Genomic DNA, 23,480 nt, shown 5'->3' with positions numbered 1-23,480 from the left:
TAAAATCCTTAATGTTATTTCGCCGCCTTGTATCCTACAATTAATTCCGCAACCTATTTTTAAAACAATCGTAGCACAAAGTCAATTACACTCTCCCAAAAGGTACACCTTTAGATATAGTATATTCTTTGCAGCTTAAACTACTTCAAAAGGTATCAAAATGTACTTAAGACACACTTCATAAGTACACACACTTTTTGAGATGTGTTTGTTGAATGATTTTATGCTTATTGGAGGAGGATAGTGTCCCTATCAGTTGGATACACCACAGAGAATCCCCTTATTGTGCTGTTTATTGTTTTTAATATTTAATCTGGTACATGAAATTTTACAATTAAGTTATTCCTTTGTTTTACTTATAAAATTCCTATAGCATTCTATATGAATTTTGTGGTATTATAGAGATAGAAAATTTGTTTCCATTGTTTATACTCTATTGTACGTAGCGTGAAGGACAAACCTTACGCCCTGTTAACTCGGGCGAGGTTTGTCCTTTTTTTTTACTTTAAGGAGGAATTTACTATGAAAAAAATCTACAAAATTGGAGCAATTGTTACTACTTTATGTGTTGCTTGTATTGCGATCTTTACTTTAACTAAGAATGAATCAGTCAATACAGAAACTATAACACCAGAAAAAACAATTGTATCTGCTGCAGATGTAAAAGGATCACCTGAGAATATAAAAGATATTTCAAAAGAAGAATTAAAGGGAAAAATACAATCCCATGAAGAGTTCATTGCGTATTACTATCAACCAACCTGTCATTTTTGTAAAAAAGCTGCACCGGATATCAATCGTATGTCAAAAAAGCATGATAGAACCATTTATCGTATTGATATCTCTACACCAGAAAATCAAAGTGCCTTTCAAGAGTTCGACATTCCAGGTACTCCAGTTGTTGTAGCTTATAACAGAGGTGAAGAAATTGAACGTCTAGAAGGAGCAGTGTCAGCTGCTACCTATGATGGATTCTTTGCAAGACGTAATTCGAGCGCTAGCTAGTATAGTGCTCGTTTTTTCTGTTTAAGAAAGGAGAATTGACATGCAACAAAACGCCCGTATTCATTCGTTAGACATAATAAGAGGTATAGCCATACTATGTATCCTATTTGCGAATCTACCCACTATGACGGGACTAGATCCCTTTAATCAAGCGGGTTATATCGGTACAGATAAAGTGATTCGTTTTTTAGTAGATTTGTTTATACAGGCAAAGTTCTATACTATTTTCGCATTCTTATTTGGAGTAGGATTTTACATTTTTATGAAAAATACAGAAGCAAAAGGATATCCCATGTATAGGCTATTTATCCGAAGACTATGTATCTTACTACTCTTCGGTTTACTCCAATTCACCTTTCTATGGTATGGAGATATTCTACATGCGTATGCCTTAGCTGGATTTATTCTATTGTTCTTCTATAAGCGATCTACTAGGCTTATTTTTATAGCTGGTTGCAGTTTCCTAATGGTTAGTTATGTATTACATATCATTGTATTTTTGCGAGCAAGTTCTTCTATTTCAGAAGTGCCCAATTACTATCAATATATGTTTACAGGTAACACTACCAATCACACTGTAAATCTATTTATACATTATTCTCATCAAATAAAAGCACGTCTTTTCTTTCTAATGACTCAGGAATTCCAGCAACTACTAATAGGAATTCCGGAATATATAGGCTTATTTTTAATAGGGTTATGGGCTGGTAAGAAAAATATTTTTAAAAGGGTACCGGAATTAATAAAGAAAATTAGATTTTTACAGTGGAGTTCGTTATGTATCTCATGCCTTCTCTCTTATCCTATTATCTACTACTTTATAAAAACAGATGTCTATTACTCTCAGGATGTACAACTATGGATTCTATTTGGAGGGAAAATGCTAGCTATATTCTATATTTGTACTCTACTGAGAGTTTGTGAGAATAAAAAATATATAGAATGCCTGCACCCCTTTATGAACGTTGGCCAGTATGCTTTAACGAATTACATCACTCAAAGCATACTTACGCTTGTCATTCTTTCGTGGTGCTTTAAAGATGTCTCACACGTATATTACTGGCAATTATGTATCTTTGGGCTTTTAATTATTTTTGTACAAATTATATTCAGCAAGATTTGGAGTAAATATTTCCGTTATGGTCCTATTGAGTGGGTATGGAGAAAAGGAGTTTACAAGAAATAGGGGCACTATATCATTCTGATCCTATTAAACATTAAATAAAAAAGTGCAAAATCTATCAACAGATTTCGCACCAAAAACAGATAAAAAATACAATCACTAGAAACATAGGAGAGTGTTTCACCACTTATTATAAACCATATCTTTACATTTTTGTGTTGTAATTTTAAAATATGTAAAGATTCAATATTTTGTTTTAAATTTTCTTTTTATTTAAGTTATACTAAACTACAAAGGAACAACTCTCCTTTAGGCCGTCAAACATTATGCTAACAAAACACACACCAAAAAAACCAATTCCCGTGTAATGGAATTGGTTTTTTTGGTGTGCAATTCAGTCAATACAGCAACTTGAACCCACATTTTCAAATGTAGTCTTATTAATCTTACCATAATTTTAAAATTCTTAAACAAAAAAACTAAATCACTAGTAAGTTACGTGAATCCGCTGCTTTTTCATCAAGAAATCTGGAGTATAACAACAATTAAGTTCATACTAGCATGAACAACAAATGATACTAGTAACCTATTAGTACGCATATATACTACAGCTAGTATAACTCCAATTAAAAAATACCCAAATATAAATGGAAAATCAAAATGCATGATAGAAAAGAACAATGCGCTTATTAGTATGCTCCAAGTTTTCTTAAACTTAGACATTAAAATGTTTATGGCCGCATAACGAAAAACAAACTCTTCTACTAAAGGTGCAAGAAGAACAATTGAAACAAGTGCCACAGGAGATATTGCTGCTGCAGCGACTGTACTAGACGTATTTGCTGATTGCGTAGTTAGCTGGAATACACCCTTATCTAACACGCTACCAACCATCTGCGCAAGAAATACGAATATGATCCCAACTAAAGTCCATATGAATGAATTTCTTGATAATTTAATCGAAAACTTTGGATCATTTATTATTTCTTTACTATATATAAGAAAAATGATTATCAGCATAAGTGAAAACCCAATTAGTTCCCAATGCACAAGAAGTTGTTGAATTGCTTGCTGTTGGTTTCCCTGAATATCATACCAGCCCGTCTTCGCTAGCAATTGTACACCTATAATCCCAACAAATTGAGTCATTACAAAATAAATGAGTATGATATAACCTGATTTATGTATATTACTATTATTCATGTTAATGTATTCGCCTTTCACTTTTTTATTTAATTAACGATTTTGTTTTTAATAACGAACTTTCATTGGATCCAGTGATGTTTTTCGTTCGTCTTTTTTATAAAATTTTCATGTTATTTTTGTAAAGCCATTTCATTTTCTTTTTTAACACGTTTTCGATTACACCAGTAGCAAAGATTGGGACCCTTATGATTCATTGATGGTCTATATAAAGTTTTAACTGGCTTGCTGCATTTTGGGCATTTTTGTTTATCATATTTCACGATTTCATTCCCCTCTCAAATAAAAATTTTGTTTAGTTCTTGCAGTCAGCTTTTTGCTAACTTCCTTTTTATTTACGATCGAAGAATGATAAAAATTCACTGTAGCTAAAAAGTTCAAATTCTCCCGTGTCACTTTTAACAGCTATACCTACATCCTCTGGTGTTCTAAACATCTTGAAATCTTCATAGTTAAACCAATATTCTTTATCAATACTGAATCCTCTTAAATTGGCTTTTGGTACGACGTACATCCAATCTCTAAGATTTATTAGTAACTCAATTGAATCCTGTAAAAGATCTAGAGTATCATCCATATATATTCCCCTTTTCCCTTAAATAATTATTTTGTTTTATTTCATCGATTTTAAATATCAGATAAATCATAAATTGAAGCATCTATATGCTTAATAATAAAAATGTCTTTTTTAGAGTAACTACTATGGTTGCTAAAGCTATAAACATCAAGAGAAGGAAAACGCTCTGTAAGCATCTTTATAAGTAATGAACGATTTTGATGATTGTCGATTAAATCCAATTTTTCACTCCGTCCTTTTTCAAAGTCGGCAAATTCAAATCCCATTTCACGTAAATATTGAATGTGTTCCTCTCGGCTCCTTTTATCTGTTACAGGAGTTTTACTGAAAGAACGACAATGTTCTAACATAAAGCTAAGTTTCACTCTCATTCCACCATAGGGGTAATACTTCGTATCATGCACATGATTAAAACCTTCTGTATTCCACCATTCACTAACAACTTCAGAAAGATGTTTCAACTGTTCTTTTAAACCATCAACTGGTTTATCGGAACCTAATTTACCCTGTAATTCATGTATCTTTTGATTCGCCTTTTTAATCTCCGCATAACGTTTTTCTTTTTCTTCCAACAGATATGATTCGTAATTTAGTACTTTTGCTGCTTCACTAAAATAGCTTTCTATCAATGATGGAAGTGTTTTTGACATTTCGATTGAAAGTAAATCTTTACTCACCCATTCACGTAATTGAGCATTAGCAAAGTGCATATCCTTTAACACCTTCAGTAATACAGATTTTTGATCCTCATTCAATTCCAATTTCTTTTCGTCCATTTCCCCAGCTCCTTTATTTTCAAACAACGCTTTGGTTAATTATGATAATGATTCTTTTGCTATTCGATTCACATCTTTAACAATTGCATTATCTACTCCATTTGTTATTCCTTTTATTAGTTTTAACGATTCTTGGTATTTTTCGTTACGTATTTTGTACTCTTTATATGCCTTTGATGTTTGCTCTAAATTCCACAAAGCATTTAAACGATAATTATTAATGTCATAAGCCAAGCTCAGTAATTCATTTAATTCAGATAAACTAACCTCTACCACGGTCTTACCATTCTCAAAACGAGATTTTCCATTAGAGAGTTTATTTTTAATTGAATCAATCTTTTCTTTCATAAACCCACCTACTTCTCTACAAAATTCATATTTTATTACATTAAGTAATTACAAATGAACACTAAAAATTATATATAATAATTATATAATTAGGTGCCCATACAGTTATCTCAGACTATCTACTAAAATCAAGCCGCTTGCAGATGCTTTAAACCCATTTCTAATGCACCTGTTCCACCAAATCCCTGATTAAATAATAGTGGGACATCATACTTCTTTGCGTACTCTTTTGCTACATCAATAGATACATGGCCACATGCACCTTTTTGAATGACAATAACATCGCATTTTTTTATAACACTTCGAAACGTTTTCTTTACGCCTCCGTGATTTTTCCCATCATGGAAAATAACCTGGCAGTCTCTTTTTTTGGCCAACTTCTCTAACGTTCTTCCATTTGATCCACCTAAAACTAGAATTGTACTCATTCCCACTCACTCTCCTTATCTTTCTTCTTTATGTATGTACTTGGTGATGTTAATAACACAAGTGTACAAGCAACAATATTCATTAACACAAAACAAACTATTAATAAAATAATGAAAATCGGGGACAACAAGATAAAAATAAAGCCACTTACCACCAAACAGATGAAAATGAAGCCATTGCTCATATCTTCGTAACCATCTAGCCCTTTTACAATATTTAAACTATGCATCCATACTGTGATACTATCCCAATTTTCTATTAACAGATAGCCACCACCCAACAAAAAAGCCCATCCAAGCAACGTTCCTAATAATCCAGAATTTCGTCCTATATAATACCCCGAAACAAAATTCGCAGCTGTTCCAATTAACATTCTCATTTGTATTCCTCCATATCCATTTCATTTAACGTTATATACAAATTTCTTTTAACCATGGTTTTATTATATCAGAAAATTATGAATATTCAATAAATATTTTTAGGTACTCTTTATTTTTTTATAAAAGGGTTGTGTTTTTCTCCACAACCCTCACTTTCTTCTTAATCCACAGGTACTTCTTCTTGTCCATGTGGAATTTGTGCAATTGGTGTTACAATTTGTGCATATTTGTTTACCTGCACTTTAAATTGTCGTGGTTCTAAGAAGTTTACCTGTTGAATTAAAACTTCAATATGAAACGTATCTACTTTTTTTCCACGATCAATTTTGGTAATACGCGCATTGTAAAATTGATCTCCATTTAGGAAATACCTTTGAACAGCTTCTGTAGCCAGCATACGCTCATTACTTGTCATCTTCATTGGTTCAATACCAAATCCAGCCTTTGTAAACAAATACGGGACATCATAACTACTATTAGAAATTTTTCGTAGTAAATCCTCTACTGTTTTTGTCTTTGCGATATATTCTTCCTCTTTTGTATCAAATCCCTTTGGCTTATCACCAAGCATCTCGATTTCATCTTGATTTACCTGCTCTTCCTCTTGTACTTGTGATTTCATCATATAACGATGAATCGTATTATAGGTCGCAACGCCTACTACTAACACTATAATTACCAATATAACTAAGTACTTACGAGGCAGATTCGCTAACATATTCATGACTTTCTTCATATCATCACATCCCATATCAGTCGATTACATTACGGACTTGCGTCATATGTTGTCCTCTTGCCGTATAGTTTAGACCTGTAATTTGTACACCTTTATTATCACCAATATGAATCATTTTCTGATTCCCTAAATAAATAGATACATGGTTCGGATTTTCATAGAAAATTAAGTCTCCTGGCTGTGCACGACCGATATCGGGCACCTGTTTTCCCTGTCCAATTTGAGCACCTGTCCAATCCCCTAGTTGGACACCTATACTGGTTTTAAACACGTATTGTGTAAATCCTGAACAATCAGCACTACCTGCAGCTGGATTTCTAGCACCGGATACATAGCTCACTTTCCCTTGCCCAATCCATTTTTTCGCTTCTTCCAGTACCTTTTGTCGTTTAGCATTTGTCATTGTAGGAGAACCACCAGATGATAACCCTGGATCATCATTTTTCTTAAAGAATTTCATTGGATCTGTTGGTTGGTCATTAATACGAATTTGGAAATCTAAATGGACAGCGTATCCATTCATATTAAGGAAACCTGTATCTCTATCAAAGTTAGAACCGCCCATTTCCCCAATAATTTGCCCTTTTGTCACCATAGTTCCCGGTGCAACTGATATTTTACTCAAATGTAAGTAACGAGATACAATACCATTTCCATGATCTACATAGACACCTAGACCACCACCATTTACATTTCCTGTTTGGGCTGTTACAATACCTACTTCCATTGACCATACAGGGTCTCCAGCTTTTCCGGCGGTCATGGCCCCAATATCAACTGCATTATGTTGCTTTCCACCACGCACTGCATCAAACGTATCTGTAATACGACCTGATTTCGTTGGCCATTTCCAACCTTTATCAGAAATCCATTCTCCAGATACATCTGCCACACAACCTAAATCTTTGTAATATTTTAAAACTTTGGAAACATATGTAAAATCACCATAACACGCATTTACCTTGGTTCGGAAGTTATTCGGATCGGAGCAACCACCTGGATTTAAATGATTCTTACTTCTTGAAAACTCAATAGCTGTTTCTTCTGAATAGCCACCCTTTGCTAAAGCGTAACTAATAAAACCTTCGCCAAAGTTGTACGACTGCAAAGCGAGTGCAATGTCACCATTGACCTTTCCTAGTACATCTTTAAATTCCCGTACACCTGCTTCTATAGAAATATTGGGATCTTTAATACACCCTACACGAGCATTCCCCTTTACACCAATACAAGATGAGCTCATGTCTCCATATTGCCCCTGTTAGTGATAGGTAAGGATTTGAAGTTATCTCTACCTTTTCCCCCACTCCACACCGTACGTGAGACTTTCACCTCATACGGCGCTCCATCTAATTTGTTTATTGTTTAATTTTTTCTAAATTACAAGCTCTTCGATATTGGTTTATTCGTTTAACTTGTTCCACAGTCAACGAGTGTTTTTGAAAGTAGGATTCAATCGTTTGTTTATTTGTCATGTGAATTAATCTATGAATTTCTTTATGAATGATTCTAAGATTTTCATACTCATCTGTTCCGCCTAATCCCTTCGGAATATAGTGGTGGCAATGTAGCTCACTTGCTGGTAAAAATTCTTTAAGTATCTCACATTTTCCATTCAACATAGAATACCTTGCCATTCGATTATCCAAGTACTCTATACTTTCATTAGGGATATTTGCAGTTAGTAGTTTCTTAATTTCGCCTAATACCAATTTATTTAACTCAATATGTTTGGCAATCTTTCGGCCTTTTTGATTGTAAGGTGTTTGGGTTTGCGTGTAATTCCATATAGTTGCTGTTTGTATATCCGCTAGTGGAAATAAGTAAATACCACATACTTTAAATGTTCGATAATTATTTTTAAAGAATTTTGTAAACACCGGAGGTGCATTGATTGGAACTTCATATTTCCCGACACTTTTTAATCGATTGAATATTACTAATGATAGGTTAAATGCAAGCTGTTTCATTTCAATATTTACATGTGTAACATACCTAAAATAGTTACGCAGTCCAAGTACATAGGCATTATATAATTGCACATTTTTCCGAGTTGATGACAACTGAATAGCTTTTATTCGCTTTTTGATCTCAAGTTTGATTTGCTTCTTTTTCTTATTTGATATCCTAGAGTTACAAACCCATTTGTTTCTTTTGGGTACTACATATAATAAATATCCTAAGAACTCAGATTTGTTTTTTCTAAGGTTGATTATTCTGGATTTTTCTGGTGAAATGTCCAACTTTAATCGTTCCTTGAGATACATTTTTGTCGCGAAAAACCATTTTTGTGCCGTTCGGAAATCCTTTGCCATAATTTTAAAATCATCTGCATAACGAACAATAAATCCTTGTTTCAATTTGGTACCTTTCATTGCTCGCTTTTGATTTGCATTATTTGTATATGGATATGATGTTTCAAAATAGTGCCATTGGCTTGCTATCCATTGGTCTAAATCATTTAAAACTATATTGGATAGTAATGGCGAGAGTATTCCACCTTGTGGTGTTCCCTTTTTTGGAATTCCAAATCCCTTAATTGGTGCTTTTAGAATTAAATAGATAAGTTTTAACACTCGCTTATCTTTAATACCCATATTCCACAATTGTTTTAGAAGTAATGTGTGATTAACATTGTCAAAGAATCCTTTTATATCTATATCTACCGCGTAATGAAAAGTATTTCTGCTTATCAAAAACATTACTCTAGAAATGGCATGTTTTGTTCCTCTCATCGGACGAAATCCATAACTATGTTCGTAAAATTTCGCCTCGCAAATCGGCTCCAAAATTTGCCTAATCATTTGTTGAATTAACCGATCAAACATTGTTGGAATTCCTAAAGGTCTTTTATCTCCATTGGACTTAGGAATAAAAACTCTCTTTACTGCTTTTGGTTTGTATATCTCTAGTTGTTTACAAACCAATGATAAGAATTCCTTTTTATACATTGGTTTATAATTATCTATCGTGAACAAATCCGTGCCAGCGGTTTTGGACCCCTTGTTAGATTTTATTGTTCGGTATGCTAAAAGAATATTGTTCTCCGAAGTAATCAATTCATATAGACCATGGAATGATTTATTTCCTTGACTTTCTTCATATAACCTATCAAATGTTTCTTGCATATTGTAATATTCCCAATATCTCATTGTTGTGCTCAACTGTGGAAACCTCCTAGGTTTTTGCCCACATTCCTACCTGACCATTGAGCTTCATTTTCTTAAAATTAAACATAAAACAAACTAGACTTGGGGCCATCCCTCCACGTTCATTAGACGCTTCAACGGTACTGTGCCCCTACCTTCACAAAAATAAAGGAATTTCGGCTAATTACCTTATATCCACCTGCCCAGTAGTAGCTGTTTTCATTTAGCAGTTTTTTGCTTCCCACGTTCCAATATATCTAGCTATTCATGATAACCGTAGGTGTTTGCTATAAGCCTGTAGAGTTTATAAGCTCATCGTTGCTTATCCCGATTTCCTACCGTCAGATTCGTACTTCTCGGTACCCTACCACACTCTTGTGTGCTATACCTTTCGGTATAGTGCAATTTTAGACCCGTACCTTCGCAAATTCGTCAGACCCATAAGGGACATTCTCACCATAGTTATCTTTTCAGCCATCCGACCTATCCTACACCATATGATTAAAAATCACTTAGGCTCGTTCAGCCGACTTCACCTAGCTTCATACACAATCTGTCTACTAACAAATCATGCATGTAGGAGTATTAATGGAGTTGTTTCAATTCAACATGACGATTTTCATTCCAACTCTCGATATATTAGTTATTGTTGCTTAAGATAAATTTCAGCAACACTCTCACTTCACGTCTAAACGCTTATAGAGAAACGTGTCGCGCCTGAAGCCTGCATCGGGTCATTTCCTGCTCCACCTGATTCCTGCATCATTTGGGCAGCCAAAATACCAACATATTGAGCAACACCATGTTTTTCTGCCATTTCTTTAATCTTTGGAAGATATCCTGTAACTTTTGCATTAAGATTGACAGGCTCCCCGCCAGGACTCACATTACCTACACACATACCACCAACAAAATTACTAGAAGGTGCTAGATGTCCATACATACCTTCTAACATCCCGGCTTCTAATATCTCACGCGCACGTTCTTTTTGACTTTTACTAAACTTTGCGAGTTCCATAGCTTTCTCTAGTCCATGAGAAGATGTTGTCACTTTTTTGCTTCCACTTGCATTAATCTCATCTATTTTTTTCTTAAAATCTGTATCTCCTACTATCTTTTTTACATCTGGTCCGGAGTAACTTTCAGATTTTGTTTTTTGCATCTCTTTTTTCTTTTTTTCACAAGGACCATTCGGTCCCGCCTCACATACCTCTTTTTCTGTATATTCTTCATATTGGATATCCAATAAATATGATATAGCATCATGCGGATCTTTACCAGTTAAATCATTATCATATCGTGCCATGTCAAAGGCGACGACCTCTTTCCAATCCACATTCAAAGCCATTGAGACTTCCATATATTTTTTTACTTGTTCCTCTGTCTTACCTTCATCATCAGTAAAAGGTACAAAAGAGACTAAAATCACACACACAGCAATAATTACTCCCATAACCAAAGCGGCAGGTACTCCAACCGCTGCCACAACAGCACCCACAATTTTTAATATACCTGCTTTTAGCATTTTGGCAGCAGCTTTCGCTGCCGCCCTTCCTGCTTTTCCTGCCAATTTTGCCATTTTCCCGCGCGCTTGCATCCCTTTTTTCTTAATAAAGTGGGAAGCTACATCTTTTAAAGGATTACTTTTTTTCTGTTCATTTGGATCGTTAGGATTTTGACTCATAGACTTATCACACCATATTTTCCATTTTGAGAATTTCTTCCTCTTCGCTGTGCTAAGCGAGGGTTTGGCGCAAATGGAATCAGATTTTGTGGGTCATGTTCTGATAAATTCAAATGCGTCTCTGTACGGACTACTTCGTCCTGTGTTTGTGTTACTAAGATTTCTTCTCTTGGTTTAATACTACTGTCTTTCACTTCACAAGCTCTTTCAATCCTTTGGTTTGCTTGTAAACGCGTATCTCCTTTTCCGAATGGCGAAATACGTGACACTGTACCGTCTGTTGTTGTCGCAACCATGTAACTACGATCTCTTTCTACCACCATTTGTACATTCTTATAGCCACCTTGGTCTAAATCAGACATATAGAAGTGACCATTGTCTACCTTGTGATTGACTGTAAGTGGTGGTTCATTAAATACCGGTTTCTGTTGTAAAGGTCTTTGATTTTGGTTTCCTACTAATTGATTTGGATTTACATTGATTGAGCGATTAATATTGATTTTGCCACCACTTGAATCTTGTATATAGGCTGGAGATGCTTTCGTACCATTACGATACTGCGTTAATTGTCCGTCTGAAATATTTAAATCCTGATATACCACTTGTCCAGAGCGTATATTACTATCTCCACTACCATAACGAGATACAACTTGCTTCATTCCACTAGCGTCTTTTGCTTCAATCCATGATTTATTATTTGTCGTCACAAGACGTACTGCACCTTTTACAACCGATTGCGCGCCTGTATGATCTGTTGTTGTTGGTACCATTCTCTGAATCTCCTGAATCTCTTTTGCTTCTGTACGAACTGCACTGTTATACGGATTATGTTTACTTACCATACGTGCAGTTGCTTGATAAGCACCCGCACCACCAATCACACCTGCGGCGTAACTTAAGCCTTTTGTCACATTATAGTGGCGCTCTGCTGCATTCCCACCTAATGATGTATTAACAGCAGCAGTAGTCCCACTTATCACTCTTTGTACTGCATTCCCTCCGGATTGTTGAACAGCACTCGCGGCACTAAAGTATGCATTTGATACCGTATCAATGCGATCCGCAAGCATAAGGTGTTTCGCACCTTCCATTACACTCATGCCAAGTTTTGTACTCTGCTGTGTCATACGTCCCACTGCAGATGTTGGGATAGACATTTTACCAGCACTTTGTGCAATATTTGCTACACTTGTTGATGCATCTGCATAAGAGCGTTCAATTTCCGCAACGGAAAGATCTCCTGCACGTGCGATACTGGCTTGCGTTCGTGTCGCTGCATATACTGCTTTATTGATTGCGCTACTTGTTGCAACGCCATGTGAACGAACACCTTGAATCGCACTAGTAATTCCAGAACCTACTTGTTGACTCACCGTTCCAAGACTTGCATGGCTTTGTAATCCTTTCGTTAATTGCGAAGCAAAGGCATCTTTATTAATATACGATTGATTATGTAGACTCTTACCACTCGTATCTTTTGCCTGTACGGGCATCGCTCCTGCTTGTACTGCCGCTTGTTGTGCGACTGCTTTAAATTCATTTCCTTTTTCATTCAGGTGTGACTGCCACGCTTCTAATTTTTGCTTTGGATACATAGTTGGAGACAAGTTTTTCATAAAGCTTGCCTTGTTCTCAGCTGCATATCCTTGTTTAAAGGATTCTGTAGAAGCTTGTACCAGGTTCCCAACATTACTTACTTGTTTTGCTTGCTGACCTCCTGTTCCATTTGTCAAACCGTGCGTTTTCACACCGTTGACTGCCTGCTGAATGCCTGCCGCACTGGATATACCCATCGCATTTAAGTCAGGATCTTTTTGTAACTGTTGTGATAAATGAGAAGCGAAAGCTTCTTTATTCGCATAGTTTGTACCATCTTTTTGCTGTACAATACCAGCTGATTCCGCCGCTTGTTGTGCATGATTTTGAAATCCTTGTACTTTTTGACCTAAATGTTTATTCCATGCGGCTTCTTTTTCTTGCTGCGGCATATCTGCAGGGAATTGTTTCATGAATCCCGCCTTATGGTCTGCACTATATGCTTTCTTAAATGCAGCAGTAGAAGCACCGACAAGAGCACCGACTTGTCCCATATTTTGATGGCCACTTTCTAACGTTTCTCCTTTTACATCCTCGACTGCTTTTCCGACTTTTCCTAATGCAAGCCGAGAAGCAAACGCATCTTTATTCACATAGGACTTATCAAACAGATTGTTTCCTTGTTTGTCCTTCGCATCAACTGGCATGGCTCCTGCTTTTGTTGCCGCCTGTTCTGCGTGGTTTCTAAATCCTTGTACTTTTGTGTTCAAATGGTCGTTCCAATGTTTCTCTTTCTCTTCCGCTGACATATTTTCTGGTAACTGACTCATAAACGTATCTTTATGGTCTGCCTCATACCCCTTTTGGAATGCATTCGTTGCAGCGTTAACTAAATCTCTAGCATTTCCATATGGTGTAGCGGTTTTCTTTATATTTTGTAAATCTTGTTTCCGCTGATTTGAGAAACGAGACATTTGATCACCATTTGTTTTCGCTACTTTTTTAGCAATCTCTGCATCGGACGCACCAGGGAATGCTTGTTTTAAGCGACTCGCAACTGCAGAATCAGGATTATCCGCTTTCCAATTTTCAAAATCTTTTGTAGCTAAATCCTGTGCGATATCTTCATCGGTTAGTTCCGGATACGATTCGCCATTTAGATTTGAATACGTGTCCGCACCCTTCTTTATACTCGAACCAATATGTTTTCCTAAGGCTACAGCCCCTTCGCCGACTGCAGCAACACTTCTACCAGCCACTGCACCAGGAGCACTACCTAATGCACTTCCAACTTGCGAGCCTGCTACCATCGCTCCCGGTCCAAGACCAGCTCCCGCTGCCATACCTGCAAGTCCTGTCGCTGCTTTACCAATTGAACTTCCAATTTGACCTGCTTTTAACATACGAGCTGCACGAGATGTTGTACCAACATCTGTCCCTAAATTTGCTCCTAATGCATTTTTCGGGTTATCCGCATCTTCTTTATTATCTTTCTCTCCATCTTTCTTTTCTTTCCCTTTATCTTTTGCACTACGGTAGTCGTCACGAACACCTTTAACCAAACCAGCCACACTTGCTAAAGCACCCATACCCATCATCGTACCCGCTCTATGAATACCAGCGGATGCATTGGTGCTAAGGCCAATAAAACTTTTCACAATTTCACCAACTGGGATAAACATGGCAAGCAATACTAATTTTATGATAGGATTTTGTGCACCTCCAATAAGTGTAATGACTAACCATAGGGTAATTGCGTGAATCGCTTGAATTAATACTGCTCCCATAAACTCACGAATCCAATATAACGTCTGTTGTTTCTTTTGCGGGAACAACCACATTCCTACCATTACAGGGCCTAGTAACATTAATACGTATAGTGTCACAGCACGCATTAAATAATAAAAGTTTGCCCATATCATTAATCCAGCTTCAATAAATAGTCCGAATATGATAAACATATAATCATTTTTATGGCCTTCCATTGAAAGTTCTGTAATCGTCTTATTGTCAGACAGTCCAGACTTTAATAAAGGTATTTGTTGATCCGGGTTGAAATTCCCGTTATTTACTCCATTTATCGCCTCTTTAAATTCCAATGTAATCCAAGAATTTAGATCAAATACAAAATTATAAAAGAAATCTAAATGCCAGAGGCAAATCGAGATAATCATTAAGTCTTTTGCATATTCAATTAATGCCGTGCGATTATTTGGATTCATAGTCGTTGCTGAATATTTTGCTGCTGTAATCACTACACTGACGAGGACACAAAAAGCAACAAATTTAAACATGACAGGCATACCAGTATCTAATACATTCGTAACTGCATTCTTTGCATATAAAAAATCTAGATTAGATTTATCTCCACCAAAGACTAGAACTGGAATAGTATCCATAAATCCATAAATAGGCGCTAGTAGGGCCTTTACCATATGGATAACAAGGCCACCGACCCAATCTATTATTTTCTCAAGCATAATTTCACCTTCCTTTACAAAGGTACGCTACTATCCTGCGTACCCTTGTACTTTCTTCATATTGTTTAGAAGCTCTTGAAGTACCGCTTCATTCGATTCAATAAACATCATTTCTTTATCTGATGGATCTGTTTGAATCCAAACCGAACTATCTCCTACACGGAAAATCCCTTCTCCTTTTCCTGGATTGTTGAGAATAATATCAAGCTCCCCAGCAGTTAAGTTAAAGTTCTCTTGAATTTTTTTCTTATCAATCTTATTTTGTTCTAAGAAGAAATAAGAGAAAGTAGATTGCAAGATACCACGAGCTTTTACATTTTCTAAGATACGAACAAAGTCCTGACTTGCCCAACACATACCGGCATTTCTTTTACGTGAACGACGTGCTACTTTTTCTAAGAAGTTAACCGTTTGTTCATAATCGATAAACTGCCACATCTCATCCACATACAGTACTTTTCGTTTGATAGCATGTTCTGGACTCTTAATCCAATGCTCCCAAATATAGTTCAAGATAACGTGGAAAGCGATTGGTTTTAAAAATCCTTCCTCTAAATGGCTAATGTTGAAATTAACAACGCGTGATTCATTTAACTGTGTTTCTACACCACGACCAAAATGACTTTGTCCATCAAATAATGGTTTTGAACCATCACGTAAGAACGGACGAATCGCGGCGATTAACTCTTCTGCCTTCACATCATCTCCATGATTTTCTACTATGACATCGTAGATTTCTTTTAACTCTGGCTCTGGCTTTCTTACTTGAGACTGAATTAATTGTCCATCCACCTTCTTCACTTCATCTGTATATAAAGAAGAAGGATGTGAAGTAATACCATGTTTATCAAACACTTCACGGATTGCATCTTCTAGCATTGTACGTTGGAATACATTTAATCCTGGTTGATCAAAATCTTGTCCGCGTATAATAATGTCAAAGAATCCGAGTATTTCATTGATTTTCTCTAGAATCGGTACAAATCTTACATACTTCACGCCATCACGCTCTACGAGTTCTTTCTTATCGTATTGTTCCAGCGCTTCTAGTTCTTCATCTTTATCTGTAATTTGCAGTTCTGTTACAGCGATTGCACAAGGGTTAATAATGATATTACTTTCTGGTGAAATGTTTAAATTAATACCACCTAAACGTTTTGTAATTTTTACGAATTCACCTTCTGGATCGATAATCATTGCATGTGTATCTGCAAGTGACGTTTCACGAGCTAGCTTCATTTTTAAAAGTAAACTTTTCCCGGAACCTGAAATTCCTGTCACACCAATGTTATAGTTTGGTGGACGATAATCTGCATTCCCGAATGAATTTAAAAATTCTACTTGGCCAGTAATTTTGTTCTTTCCTATTGGTATCCCACCGTTAAATCTTCCGGATCCTGATACAAAGGGTGCAAATGTACATAGAGCACGTCTATCGATATTTCGATAAGTATCTTGCAGCGTATTTGGTGCACCTAATGGCATAACCGCTTTCAAACCACTTTTCACACGGTTCCAAGTACTCGCTATCTTAAAGTGAGATGCTTGCATTTCATCTTCAAGATATTCACATAAAACGTCTAATTCTTTCTTTGATTCTGCATACGCAACAGCCATCGTACTCACCATATAAGAGTCGTTTTCATTGAACTGGATTTCATCCATTAAATTGTTTGTATCTTGAATTTTTGCATCTAAGTCTTTTTCTTGGTCAATGTTTCCTCGTGTACGTTGGAAAGAAAGATTGGAACGTAACATTGTCAGCTGCATATCTAATGATCGCATTGCTTTAGCTTTTGGCTCTTTATGAATATCGATCATGACATCCACTTCTCCAGCCGAAGTTAACATGTTGAGCCAATTGGTTTGCATCATACGTGGGTACCCATCACGTGGAATATAAAACGGACGGAAGAACGTATTGCTTCCTAAAGATTGTTTAATAACTCCATAATCTTCTGCATCAATTTTCATACCTTCTGGAGCAATAACATCAAACACTGTTGTTTGATTGTCTAATTGCGTCGGTACTTCTTCTTCCAGCTCTTCCTCCTCTAGCTCCAATTCATCCTTCTCTTCGGCTTCTACTTTTTTCTTTTCTTTTTTCTTTTCCTTTTTCTTTTTTCCGAATAACTTCATATTTACGCCACCCCATTATTTGATTTTTCTGCTTTTTCTTCTGCTAGCACTTTCTTCATTAACTCTAGTTTTCTTTCATTTGTTTCCCCTGTTGAATAGAGCGAGAAATTCTCGTTTTCAATTAAATCCTGGAAACGAGCTTTTACGGCTTTCCGACGGTTAAATGCTACGTATAAAAGTTCTATTAATTTATCTTTCGTTAACATTTCTACATTAATTTTTGCTTTCGATAGTAGATTTCGGGATGCATTATAACGACGATATAGTTCGTTAAATGCCTTATCTACAATCTTTTCTTCTAATTCGTCCTCTGTATCAGCCGTAATCGTACTAATATCAACCTTATATGGATAAATTAAATAACGTTTTTGTTCATATCGAGGTTGTGAACGCTGCCAGTACTCTAAGTTATCGATAACTTCTTGTCCATATAGAACCGTCTCTGGTGTAAGGTCCTTCGCACCTTTCATCGTTTCTGTCATTTTTCGTACAGGATCTGTTAAATCTACGAACTTACTTTGAATATATACTTTCGTATTAAACTCTAATGTGGTTAACCATGATTCAATTTTGATATCAATCGCTTCTTGTTCCATATTGGAAAGTAAGTAATAGTTAACCGGATGTGCTTCCGCAATTAGGACAAATGTGTCATCATGATATCGAATCATGTGATTATCAATTTCCTTAATGTCTTCTACAAAATCCCGAAAGAAATCAACATTATCCTCATCAATTTCCGATTCAGCAGGTGTATTCTTTTTGTTTTTCTTTCCAGATTTTTCAGCAGTATGTTTCTCTACTCCACCTTGCTTTTTCCCCTTTTTCTTAGAACCAAACAGCGGTTTTCCATTCATTTTCCGATAAAAGAAAAACCCTACAATGGCTATCGCCGCAAAATATATCATTTCCAACATTTATAAATTCTCCTTTGCCCATGTAGTTGGCTCGTACCCTTTTCTCCACTTTCCTTTTTCGGAGCGGCTACGCATTTTGATAAGTAAAAATCTATCAAGATACATGTGTTGTTTTTCTTTATAAATAAAACCAAACGCTATTACACCTACTACCGTTGGTAGTGCTAAAATTAGGCAAATAAAAAACGCTACTACCGCATCAATAGGTGCAAACAACTGCCATAAAAATGGTACATATAAATAAAGGGCCGCCCCGCCACCTAATAAATAAATCAATTGGCGCTTACTTAATACACCTAACAGCGTTTTTTGTTCCGAAGTCATATCAACAGGAACAGTTACTTTTCTCATTTTGTTTCCTCCCTTGTATAAGAGAAGCTCTCCCCAAATGGAGGAGAGCTTGTACAAACTCTTTTATTAGATTGTTGTAACCCAAGCAGCAATGTCGTACGCTTTGATCATGACAAAGCCTCCAATTGCCGCGCAAGCTAAACCAATCATAGCTTGTGTACGGTTTTCAGGGTTCTTTCCTTGTGCACCAGATAGTTTAATAGCTGCGAATACAACGCAAGCTGCCACCCAAATTCCCCCAAAACCAATTAAAGTTTTCACTAAAGTGTTCATGCTTTTTTGGACAGTTTCAGCATTGGCACCACTGCCACTACCACCAAGACCTTTCGTAAAGCTACTTTTTGCCAGTAAGAAATCTCCTACTGATGTTGTCATAAGTTTTGCAGACAACCAATTCAACATAATTCCTGCACCTCCGGATGTTTTTGCTCGCAAAACGCAAAAAGACCCCAATACACGCACACGTCCCCTAAGGACATGGCGCATATTGAGGTCTTCTCTTATATGCGAACTGATTAATTTTATATTTTATTGTAAAATCTTATTACGTTTATATTATAGCAATACGATTTTAAAAATACAACCCCTTATTTACACCTTTATTACTTTTTATGCTCTTTGTTAGGATCGTACCATACCATTTGAATTTGAAAAATATCACTGTCCGTAAGACCTAAAACTTTCATTTCTTCATTCAATGAGCACGATGGTTCTATTTTTATAGATTTTGTACTTTTGTCTCTAAGTGTATACACATGTACATAATAACCTTCTTTTTTATTTTGCATAATAACATACCTCTTAACGTCCTTAAATATATAAAAATTACATATTAAGTATATAATTATTCTTTCTCTTCAAAAAATGAATCTAATGCATCTAACGAAACAACTTTTATTTTTTTCGCTTTTCTTAACGCTGCCTCTCTAGGGGTAATTATAATTTCATTACTATTTAAAATAGATTGCAACACATCGTATATTTTATGTATTTCACTTTCATTTACCTTGTCTATCATTTCATGTAGCATATCCCTGGTTACCTTCATATTTATTTCCTCTTCCCTCGTATATATTCTCTTAATTTCATTATAGCGTATTGAATTTTTGATCCCACATCGTTTTTTCTGAATGGTACAATGTAGAAAAAGGAGGCTTATTCATGGGTGACTTAATTGGCGATATATTTGGGGGAATCCTTATGTCCATTCCTTCAAAAAAAGAAAAAATGATTCGTAAAAACTTTAAGTTATTGAAAAATGAAACGTGGTTTAAAGAGATTGAACAAAGATACGGTAGATTAATGTTATTTAACCATTCCATTAGAGAATTTGTTAAAAAAGAGGATCTTGAGGCAATCTTAAAGGATGTTAAGAAGACTAATGAATTTCGTTATGAATTAGAGGGAATCCTAAAGCAAGAAAAAATATAGTTGTAATCACAAAATGGGCATCAATCAAAAATAATAAAAAAATAGGTAATTGTTTGTAATCACAATTACCTATTTAATATTATTTATATTTACTCTTTATTTTTTAAAATTTCATTAACCTCTTCCACACTTAATTCAGTGGCTTCCGCTACTTTCTCAATAGGTATACCGACATTAATTAAATTGTGAATCATCTCTATCTTAGTTGCAATTCTAGTCTCTTCTGTGGCTTTTTTGGTAGCTATTTCTGCGGCCTTTTTCGCAGCTTTTTCTTCTGCCGTTTCTATTTCTGATATTCTATCTTTTATTGCTTTTTCTCTAGCCTCATATAAGCGTAAAAAATCCTTATCGCTACTTAAACGCTCCCAATCCTCTATTGCCTTTTTCAAAACTGGATCTTTTTCCATTGCTATCGCCTCCAGGATTGTTGTTAATCTCTCATCCTCATGCGCAGGAAATAATAATAACCAACGCGCTAAAGAGTCTTCCCATGGATTCATTCGTTCTCCTTGCCATTCTTGAATTACTTTTGGAATTTCAAGAAAATGCAACTGCATATTTTCTGTAATGATACGCTTAGATTTTTTGTTCATCACTGTATTAACATTATGAAACTCTTGCTCTTCTGGAAATAGTATGAAATCTACTATATTAATACAAATGGTTGGTCTTAATTCCGTGTACTTCATCCCTTGAGTCATTTGGGAATAATACATGCCTGACCAATAGAACAAAGAGCGCTCTATCATATCTTTTTTGTCTCGAACTTGAATCTCTATATTTAATTTTATACCATTATTCAGAGTAGCTCGCAAATCTAAAATAGATAATTTATCACCCTTCTGCTCTCTTGGAAGATGCGGATCATCTAAGTGCAAAGATGTAATTTCTTCATCAATAGATGATTGTAGTACCGCATTCAGAAACCCTATTAATATATCTTCATTTCCTTCTACTCCAAACAAGCGCTTGAAAGCAAAATCAACTCGTAAATTCACTAGTTTTTTTTTCATAGATGTATTCATATTCTCTTCTACCCTTCTTTTAGTTAATTGGATATAAGAAAAAGATAGAATTAAAAACTCTATCTTTTTCAATCTACCTATTTATGAAAATATCAACCTACTTTATAACTTTCACAATCTCTGAAATACAGGTTTAAATCCCGCTTGCATTGTATCATCCAGCCCCTTACCTTGCGTTGGGTTCCATGCAGCTATGATTACGTTATAGCCCAATCGCTTTAACTCTGTCGCAAAGTCTATAAGAGCTTTCCTTACTTTTTGATTCTCTACTAAATCGGCATCAAACGCTAAATAGACATTTTCTACACCCATATCCTTTAATACAGGCATAGTAATTCGCCAAGCGTTTACACCAGGAATCGCAAGAACCGTCGTTCCTACTTCAATAAGTTCTGCTTTATTAAATCGCTTTGGAATCAAATCAGCAATCAAATCAGCTTTCATGGGTCCTTCTGTGATCATTACTGATTTAGTTTGATGCAATGTACCAGAATTCCAATGTTTTAAATGAGAACTCGGTACCGCTACATGTACAGGAAGTGGATTTTCACTACCACCTGCACCAGTCCCCTGATTTTTGTTTGCTGATGAGAGCCACAGATACTTTTGCCCTTTATGTATCTTTACAACAATTTGTCCCTCTTGAAATGGTATCTCTAGCTTTTTGCTCACTTCTAGTTCGCCTTCAAAGATACAATCACCATTTTTAGTTATCTTTACAACATTAGGCTGTTCGATTAATTCCGCTTGAACTCCATTGGGTGCCGATTTCACATGAACGGAGTTTTTCACTTCATCCACACGAACCTGCCATCCAACAATTTGATTGTACTGGTTTCGAAAAGGGATCAATATACCAGGAGATCCTGACATCAAACGAAGAGAAAGTTGACCCTTCCTCATCTCATAAAAGCCCGGAACCCCCTGCCAACAGTTTTTATTCCCCATCTGTTTAAAATGCTGTTCCCAAACAGTCGTATACGTATTATCCTTCTCTAACACAATTTGTTGTTTTAAGAAAGATCGATATTGACGTACTTGTATTTGTTCCTCGCTCATTTTTCTATCTCGTAATAAATGTGTATGATGATGCTCCTGCAATGGTATGAAATCCATTAATTTCCGATTAAACACATCTAATTCCTCATTGCTTTTCTTATCATGAATCTGAACTTCATCCGCCTCAGGCAATCGATACTTATCTTTTCCATTTATGTAGTGAATGTAGCTTGGGTTGCCCGTGTTTTTTCCGTAAATCCATTTACTTTCTACACGTGTACATGCTACCTTCTCTTGCGAAACATGCAGCATGCAATTACCTGTATCATGACAAATCGGACACGTAACACGGTAAAATTCCCACCAGCTACCTCTTGGATAAGCACTCGTTAAACGAAATTGACCTTTTTGAATGTTATAATTCATTATTCCCCACTCCTTGTATACTGTTAATTATATATGGAACAGCTACTTCCATTAAACTCTTTATACTTCTATTCAGATATTCTCTTTGTTCTCCTAACGGATATACAAAAGAATATGTATCACAAACTAAATAATCGTTTCTATGTTCTTGATCTAGCAAAGCTGATTCTACATACGATTCAAATGCTCTAGCAAACATCTCATGATTCGTAGACCAATACTTTTTGGTTCTCTTCTTATCTAACTGAATGGCTGTATCAAAGTATACAGACCCTTTCGCTTGATAAGATATTTCATTAAGTTTCTCGCCTGTTTTTTTATAGTGATAAGCAGCCAACATTTGTGCGGTTTTCTCAAATTCTTTTTCAACTTTACGTTCCATACGCGTCTTAGCTGCCCCTGATAAGGTATCCAGCTTTCTGTACGAACTTAAGTGATAGGATTCTAGAATACCTGACACATTCCCCTTATATACATCATAACTATTAATGACGCTACCATAGAAATACCACTTTCTAGCATGGGCATTTTCCACATTAATTACTCTGGCCACTTTTCCTTGTTTACAAGCATCTAGCACAGCTTGCATCCTATCTTTGATAATAGCAGGCAAAATATTTCCGATACTCTTCCCACTTGATAGGAAAGCAAGGCTACCATTTTTAAAATCATGACTACAATCATATAAGAAATGATCCAGTGATGTGTAGCATCCTCCTGCGATTAGCAAGAGGGTAGCTACTGCCCATTTCGGGTACGATAGGTA

20 protein-coding genes and 3 pseudogenes are annotated in these 23,480 nt (G+C 35.8%); 3 read left to right on the top strand and 20 right to left on the bottom strand.

Annotated elements, in window-relative coordinates:
- Positions 1-522 precede the first annotated feature (522 nt).
- Positions 523-1,005, top strand: a complete 483-nt coding sequence (locus tag QCI79_RS31900; protein ID WP_000725572.1) for a thioredoxin family protein — start codon at positions 523-525, stop codon at positions 1,003-1,005.
- Positions 1,006-1,045: 40 nt separating this feature from the next.
- The gene (locus tag QCI79_RS31895; protein ID WP_001186844.1) at positions 1,046-2,191 is read left to right on the top strand and encodes a DUF418 domain-containing protein; all 1,146 of its coding nucleotides are present in this window, start codon (positions 1,046-1,048) and stop codon (positions 2,189-2,191) included.
- Positions 2,192-2,647: 456 nt separating this feature from the next.
- On the opposite strand, the gene QCI79_RS31890 is transcribed toward QCI79_RS31895, so the two are convergent.
- The 17 genes and pseudogenes from QCI79_RS31890 to QCI79_RS31810 all read right to left on the bottom strand — a co-directional run bounded on the left by QCI79_RS31890 (position 2,648) and on the right by QCI79_RS31810 (position 19,881).
- Positions 2,648-3,331 carry a CPBP family intramembrane glutamic endopeptidase gene (locus tag QCI79_RS31890; protein ID WP_001065855.1) on the bottom strand — a complete coding sequence of 228 codons (684 nt, stop codon included), beginning with the start codon at positions 3,329-3,331 and terminating at the stop codon, positions 2,648-2,650.
- A 331-nt stretch (positions 3,332-3,662) separates the two neighbouring features.
- Entirely contained in the window at positions 3,663-3,908 is a 246-nt protein-coding gene (locus tag QCI79_RS31885) for a hypothetical protein (protein ID WP_000342852.1), read from the bottom strand.
- 50 nt (positions 3,909-3,958) lie between these two features.
- Positions 3,959-4,684, bottom strand: a complete 726-nt coding sequence (locus tag QCI79_RS31880) for a hypothetical protein (RefSeq protein ID WP_000343609.1) — start codon at positions 4,682-4,684, stop codon at positions 3,959-3,961.
- Positions 4,685-4,723: 39 nt separating this feature from the next.
- Positions 4,724-5,032, bottom strand: a complete 309-nt coding sequence (locus QCI79_RS31875; protein WP_000659905.1) for a hypothetical protein — start codon at positions 5,030-5,032, stop codon at positions 4,724-4,726.
- A 128-nt stretch (positions 5,033-5,160) separates the two neighbouring features.
- Complete coding sequence (locus QCI79_RS31870) at positions 5,161-5,460, bottom strand: DUF2325 domain-containing protein (protein WP_000104242.1); 300 nt, start codon at positions 5,458-5,460, stop codon at positions 5,161-5,163.
- A complete protein-coding gene (locus QCI79_RS31865) occupies positions 5,457-5,840 on the bottom strand; it encodes a hypothetical protein (protein WP_001242518.1) in 384 nt (127 codons plus the stop codon). Before QCI79_RS31865 ends, QCI79_RS31870 begins: the two co-directional genes overlap by 4 nt.
- Before the next feature lie 161 nt (positions 5,841-6,001).
- Complete coding sequence (locus tag QCI79_RS31860) at positions 6,002-6,577, bottom strand: hypothetical protein (RefSeq protein ID WP_000757464.1); 576 nt, start codon at positions 6,575-6,577, stop codon at positions 6,002-6,004.
- 16 nt (positions 6,578-6,593) lie between these two features.
- A pseudogene (locus tag QCI79_RS31855) lies at positions 6,594-7,838 on the bottom strand (NlpC/P60 family protein); the annotation flags it as partial.
- Positions 7,839-7,935: 97 nt separating this feature from the next.
- The gene (ltrA, locus tag QCI79_RS31850) at positions 7,936-9,741 is read right to left on the bottom strand and encodes a group II intron reverse transcriptase/maturase (RefSeq protein ID WP_000108316.1); all 1,806 of its coding nucleotides are present in this window, start codon (positions 9,739-9,741) and stop codon (positions 7,936-7,938) included.
- Between the two features lie 703 nt (positions 9,742-10,444).
- Positions 10,445-11,410 (bottom strand): annotated as a pseudogene (locus tag QCI79_RS31845) (lysozyme family protein); the annotation flags it as partial.
- A complete protein-coding gene (locus QCI79_RS31840) occupies positions 11,407-15,426 on the bottom strand; it encodes a TrbL/VirB6 family protein (RefSeq protein WP_000890337.1) in 4,020 nt (1,339 codons plus the stop codon). The pseudogene QCI79_RS31845 and the gene QCI79_RS31840, both read right to left, overlap by 4 nt.
- A gap of 30 nt (positions 15,427-15,456) precedes the next feature.
- Positions 15,457-17,400, bottom strand: coding sequence for a VirB4 family type IV secretion system protein (locus QCI79_RS31835; RefSeq protein WP_372584303.1), 1,944 nt, complete (start codon positions 17,398-17,400; stop codon positions 15,457-15,459).
- A gap of 167 nt (positions 17,401-17,567) precedes the next feature.
- Positions 17,568-18,482 (bottom strand): hypothetical protein, encoded by a 915-nt coding sequence (locus QCI79_RS31830; protein WP_000892000.1) that lies wholly within the window; start codon positions 18,480-18,482, stop codon positions 17,568-17,570.
- On the bottom strand, positions 18,483-18,833 hold the full coding sequence (locus QCI79_RS31825; RefSeq protein ID WP_001233517.1) for a PrgI family protein: 351 nt from the start codon (positions 18,831-18,833) through the stop codon (positions 18,483-18,485).
- Positions 18,834-18,899: 66 nt separating this feature from the next.
- Positions 18,900-19,319 (bottom strand): hypothetical protein, encoded by a 420-nt coding sequence (locus tag QCI79_RS31820; protein WP_001216652.1) that lies wholly within the window; start codon positions 19,317-19,319, stop codon positions 18,900-18,902.
- A 116-nt stretch (positions 19,320-19,435) separates the two neighbouring features.
- The gene (locus tag QCI79_RS31815; RefSeq protein WP_001180021.1) at positions 19,436-19,621 is read right to left on the bottom strand and encodes a hypothetical protein; all 186 of its coding nucleotides are present in this window, start codon (positions 19,619-19,621) and stop codon (positions 19,436-19,438) included.
- 56 nt (positions 19,622-19,677) lie between these two features.
- Positions 19,678-19,881, bottom strand: coding sequence for a hypothetical protein (locus tag QCI79_RS31810; protein ID WP_000869334.1), 204 nt, complete (start codon positions 19,879-19,881; stop codon positions 19,678-19,680).
- A gap of 113 nt (positions 19,882-19,994) precedes the next feature.
- Here QCI79_RS31810 and QCI79_RS31805 point away from each other — a divergent pair, with 113 nt between their 5' ends.
- Positions 19,995-20,264 (top strand): hypothetical protein, encoded by a 270-nt coding sequence (locus QCI79_RS31805; protein WP_000502626.1) that lies wholly within the window; start codon positions 19,995-19,997, stop codon positions 20,262-20,264.
- An 89-nt stretch (positions 20,265-20,353) separates the two neighbouring features.
- Here the strand turns inward: QCI79_RS31805 and QCI79_RS31800 are convergent, their stop codons facing one another.
- The 3 genes and pseudogenes from QCI79_RS31800 to QCI79_RS31790 all read right to left on the bottom strand — a co-directional run.
- Entirely contained in the window at positions 20,354-21,289 is a 936-nt protein-coding gene (locus QCI79_RS31800) for an Rpn family recombination-promoting nuclease/putative transposase (protein ID WP_001098031.1), read from the bottom strand.
- Between the two features lie 111 nt (positions 21,290-21,400).
- A complete protein-coding gene (locus tag QCI79_RS31795) occupies positions 21,401-22,714 on the bottom strand; it encodes a DUF3854 domain-containing protein (RefSeq protein WP_001108754.1) in 1,314 nt (437 codons plus the stop codon).
- Positions 22,704-23,417: pseudogene (locus tag QCI79_RS31790) on the bottom strand (LPD1 domain-containing protein); the annotation flags it as partial. The gene QCI79_RS31795 and the pseudogene QCI79_RS31790, both read right to left, overlap by 11 nt.
- Between the last annotated feature and the right edge of the window lie 63 nt (positions 23,418-23,480).

The sequence above is a fragment of the Bacillus cereus group sp. MG1 genome (genome assembly GCF_040460035.1).
In the GTDB taxonomy this organism is placed as follows: domain Bacteria; phylum Bacillota; class Bacilli; order Bacillales; family Bacillaceae_G; genus Bacillus_A; species Bacillus_A cereus.
Note: the sequence above shows the minus strand (reverse complement) of the source record. Positions and strands in the feature narration are given on the sequence as shown.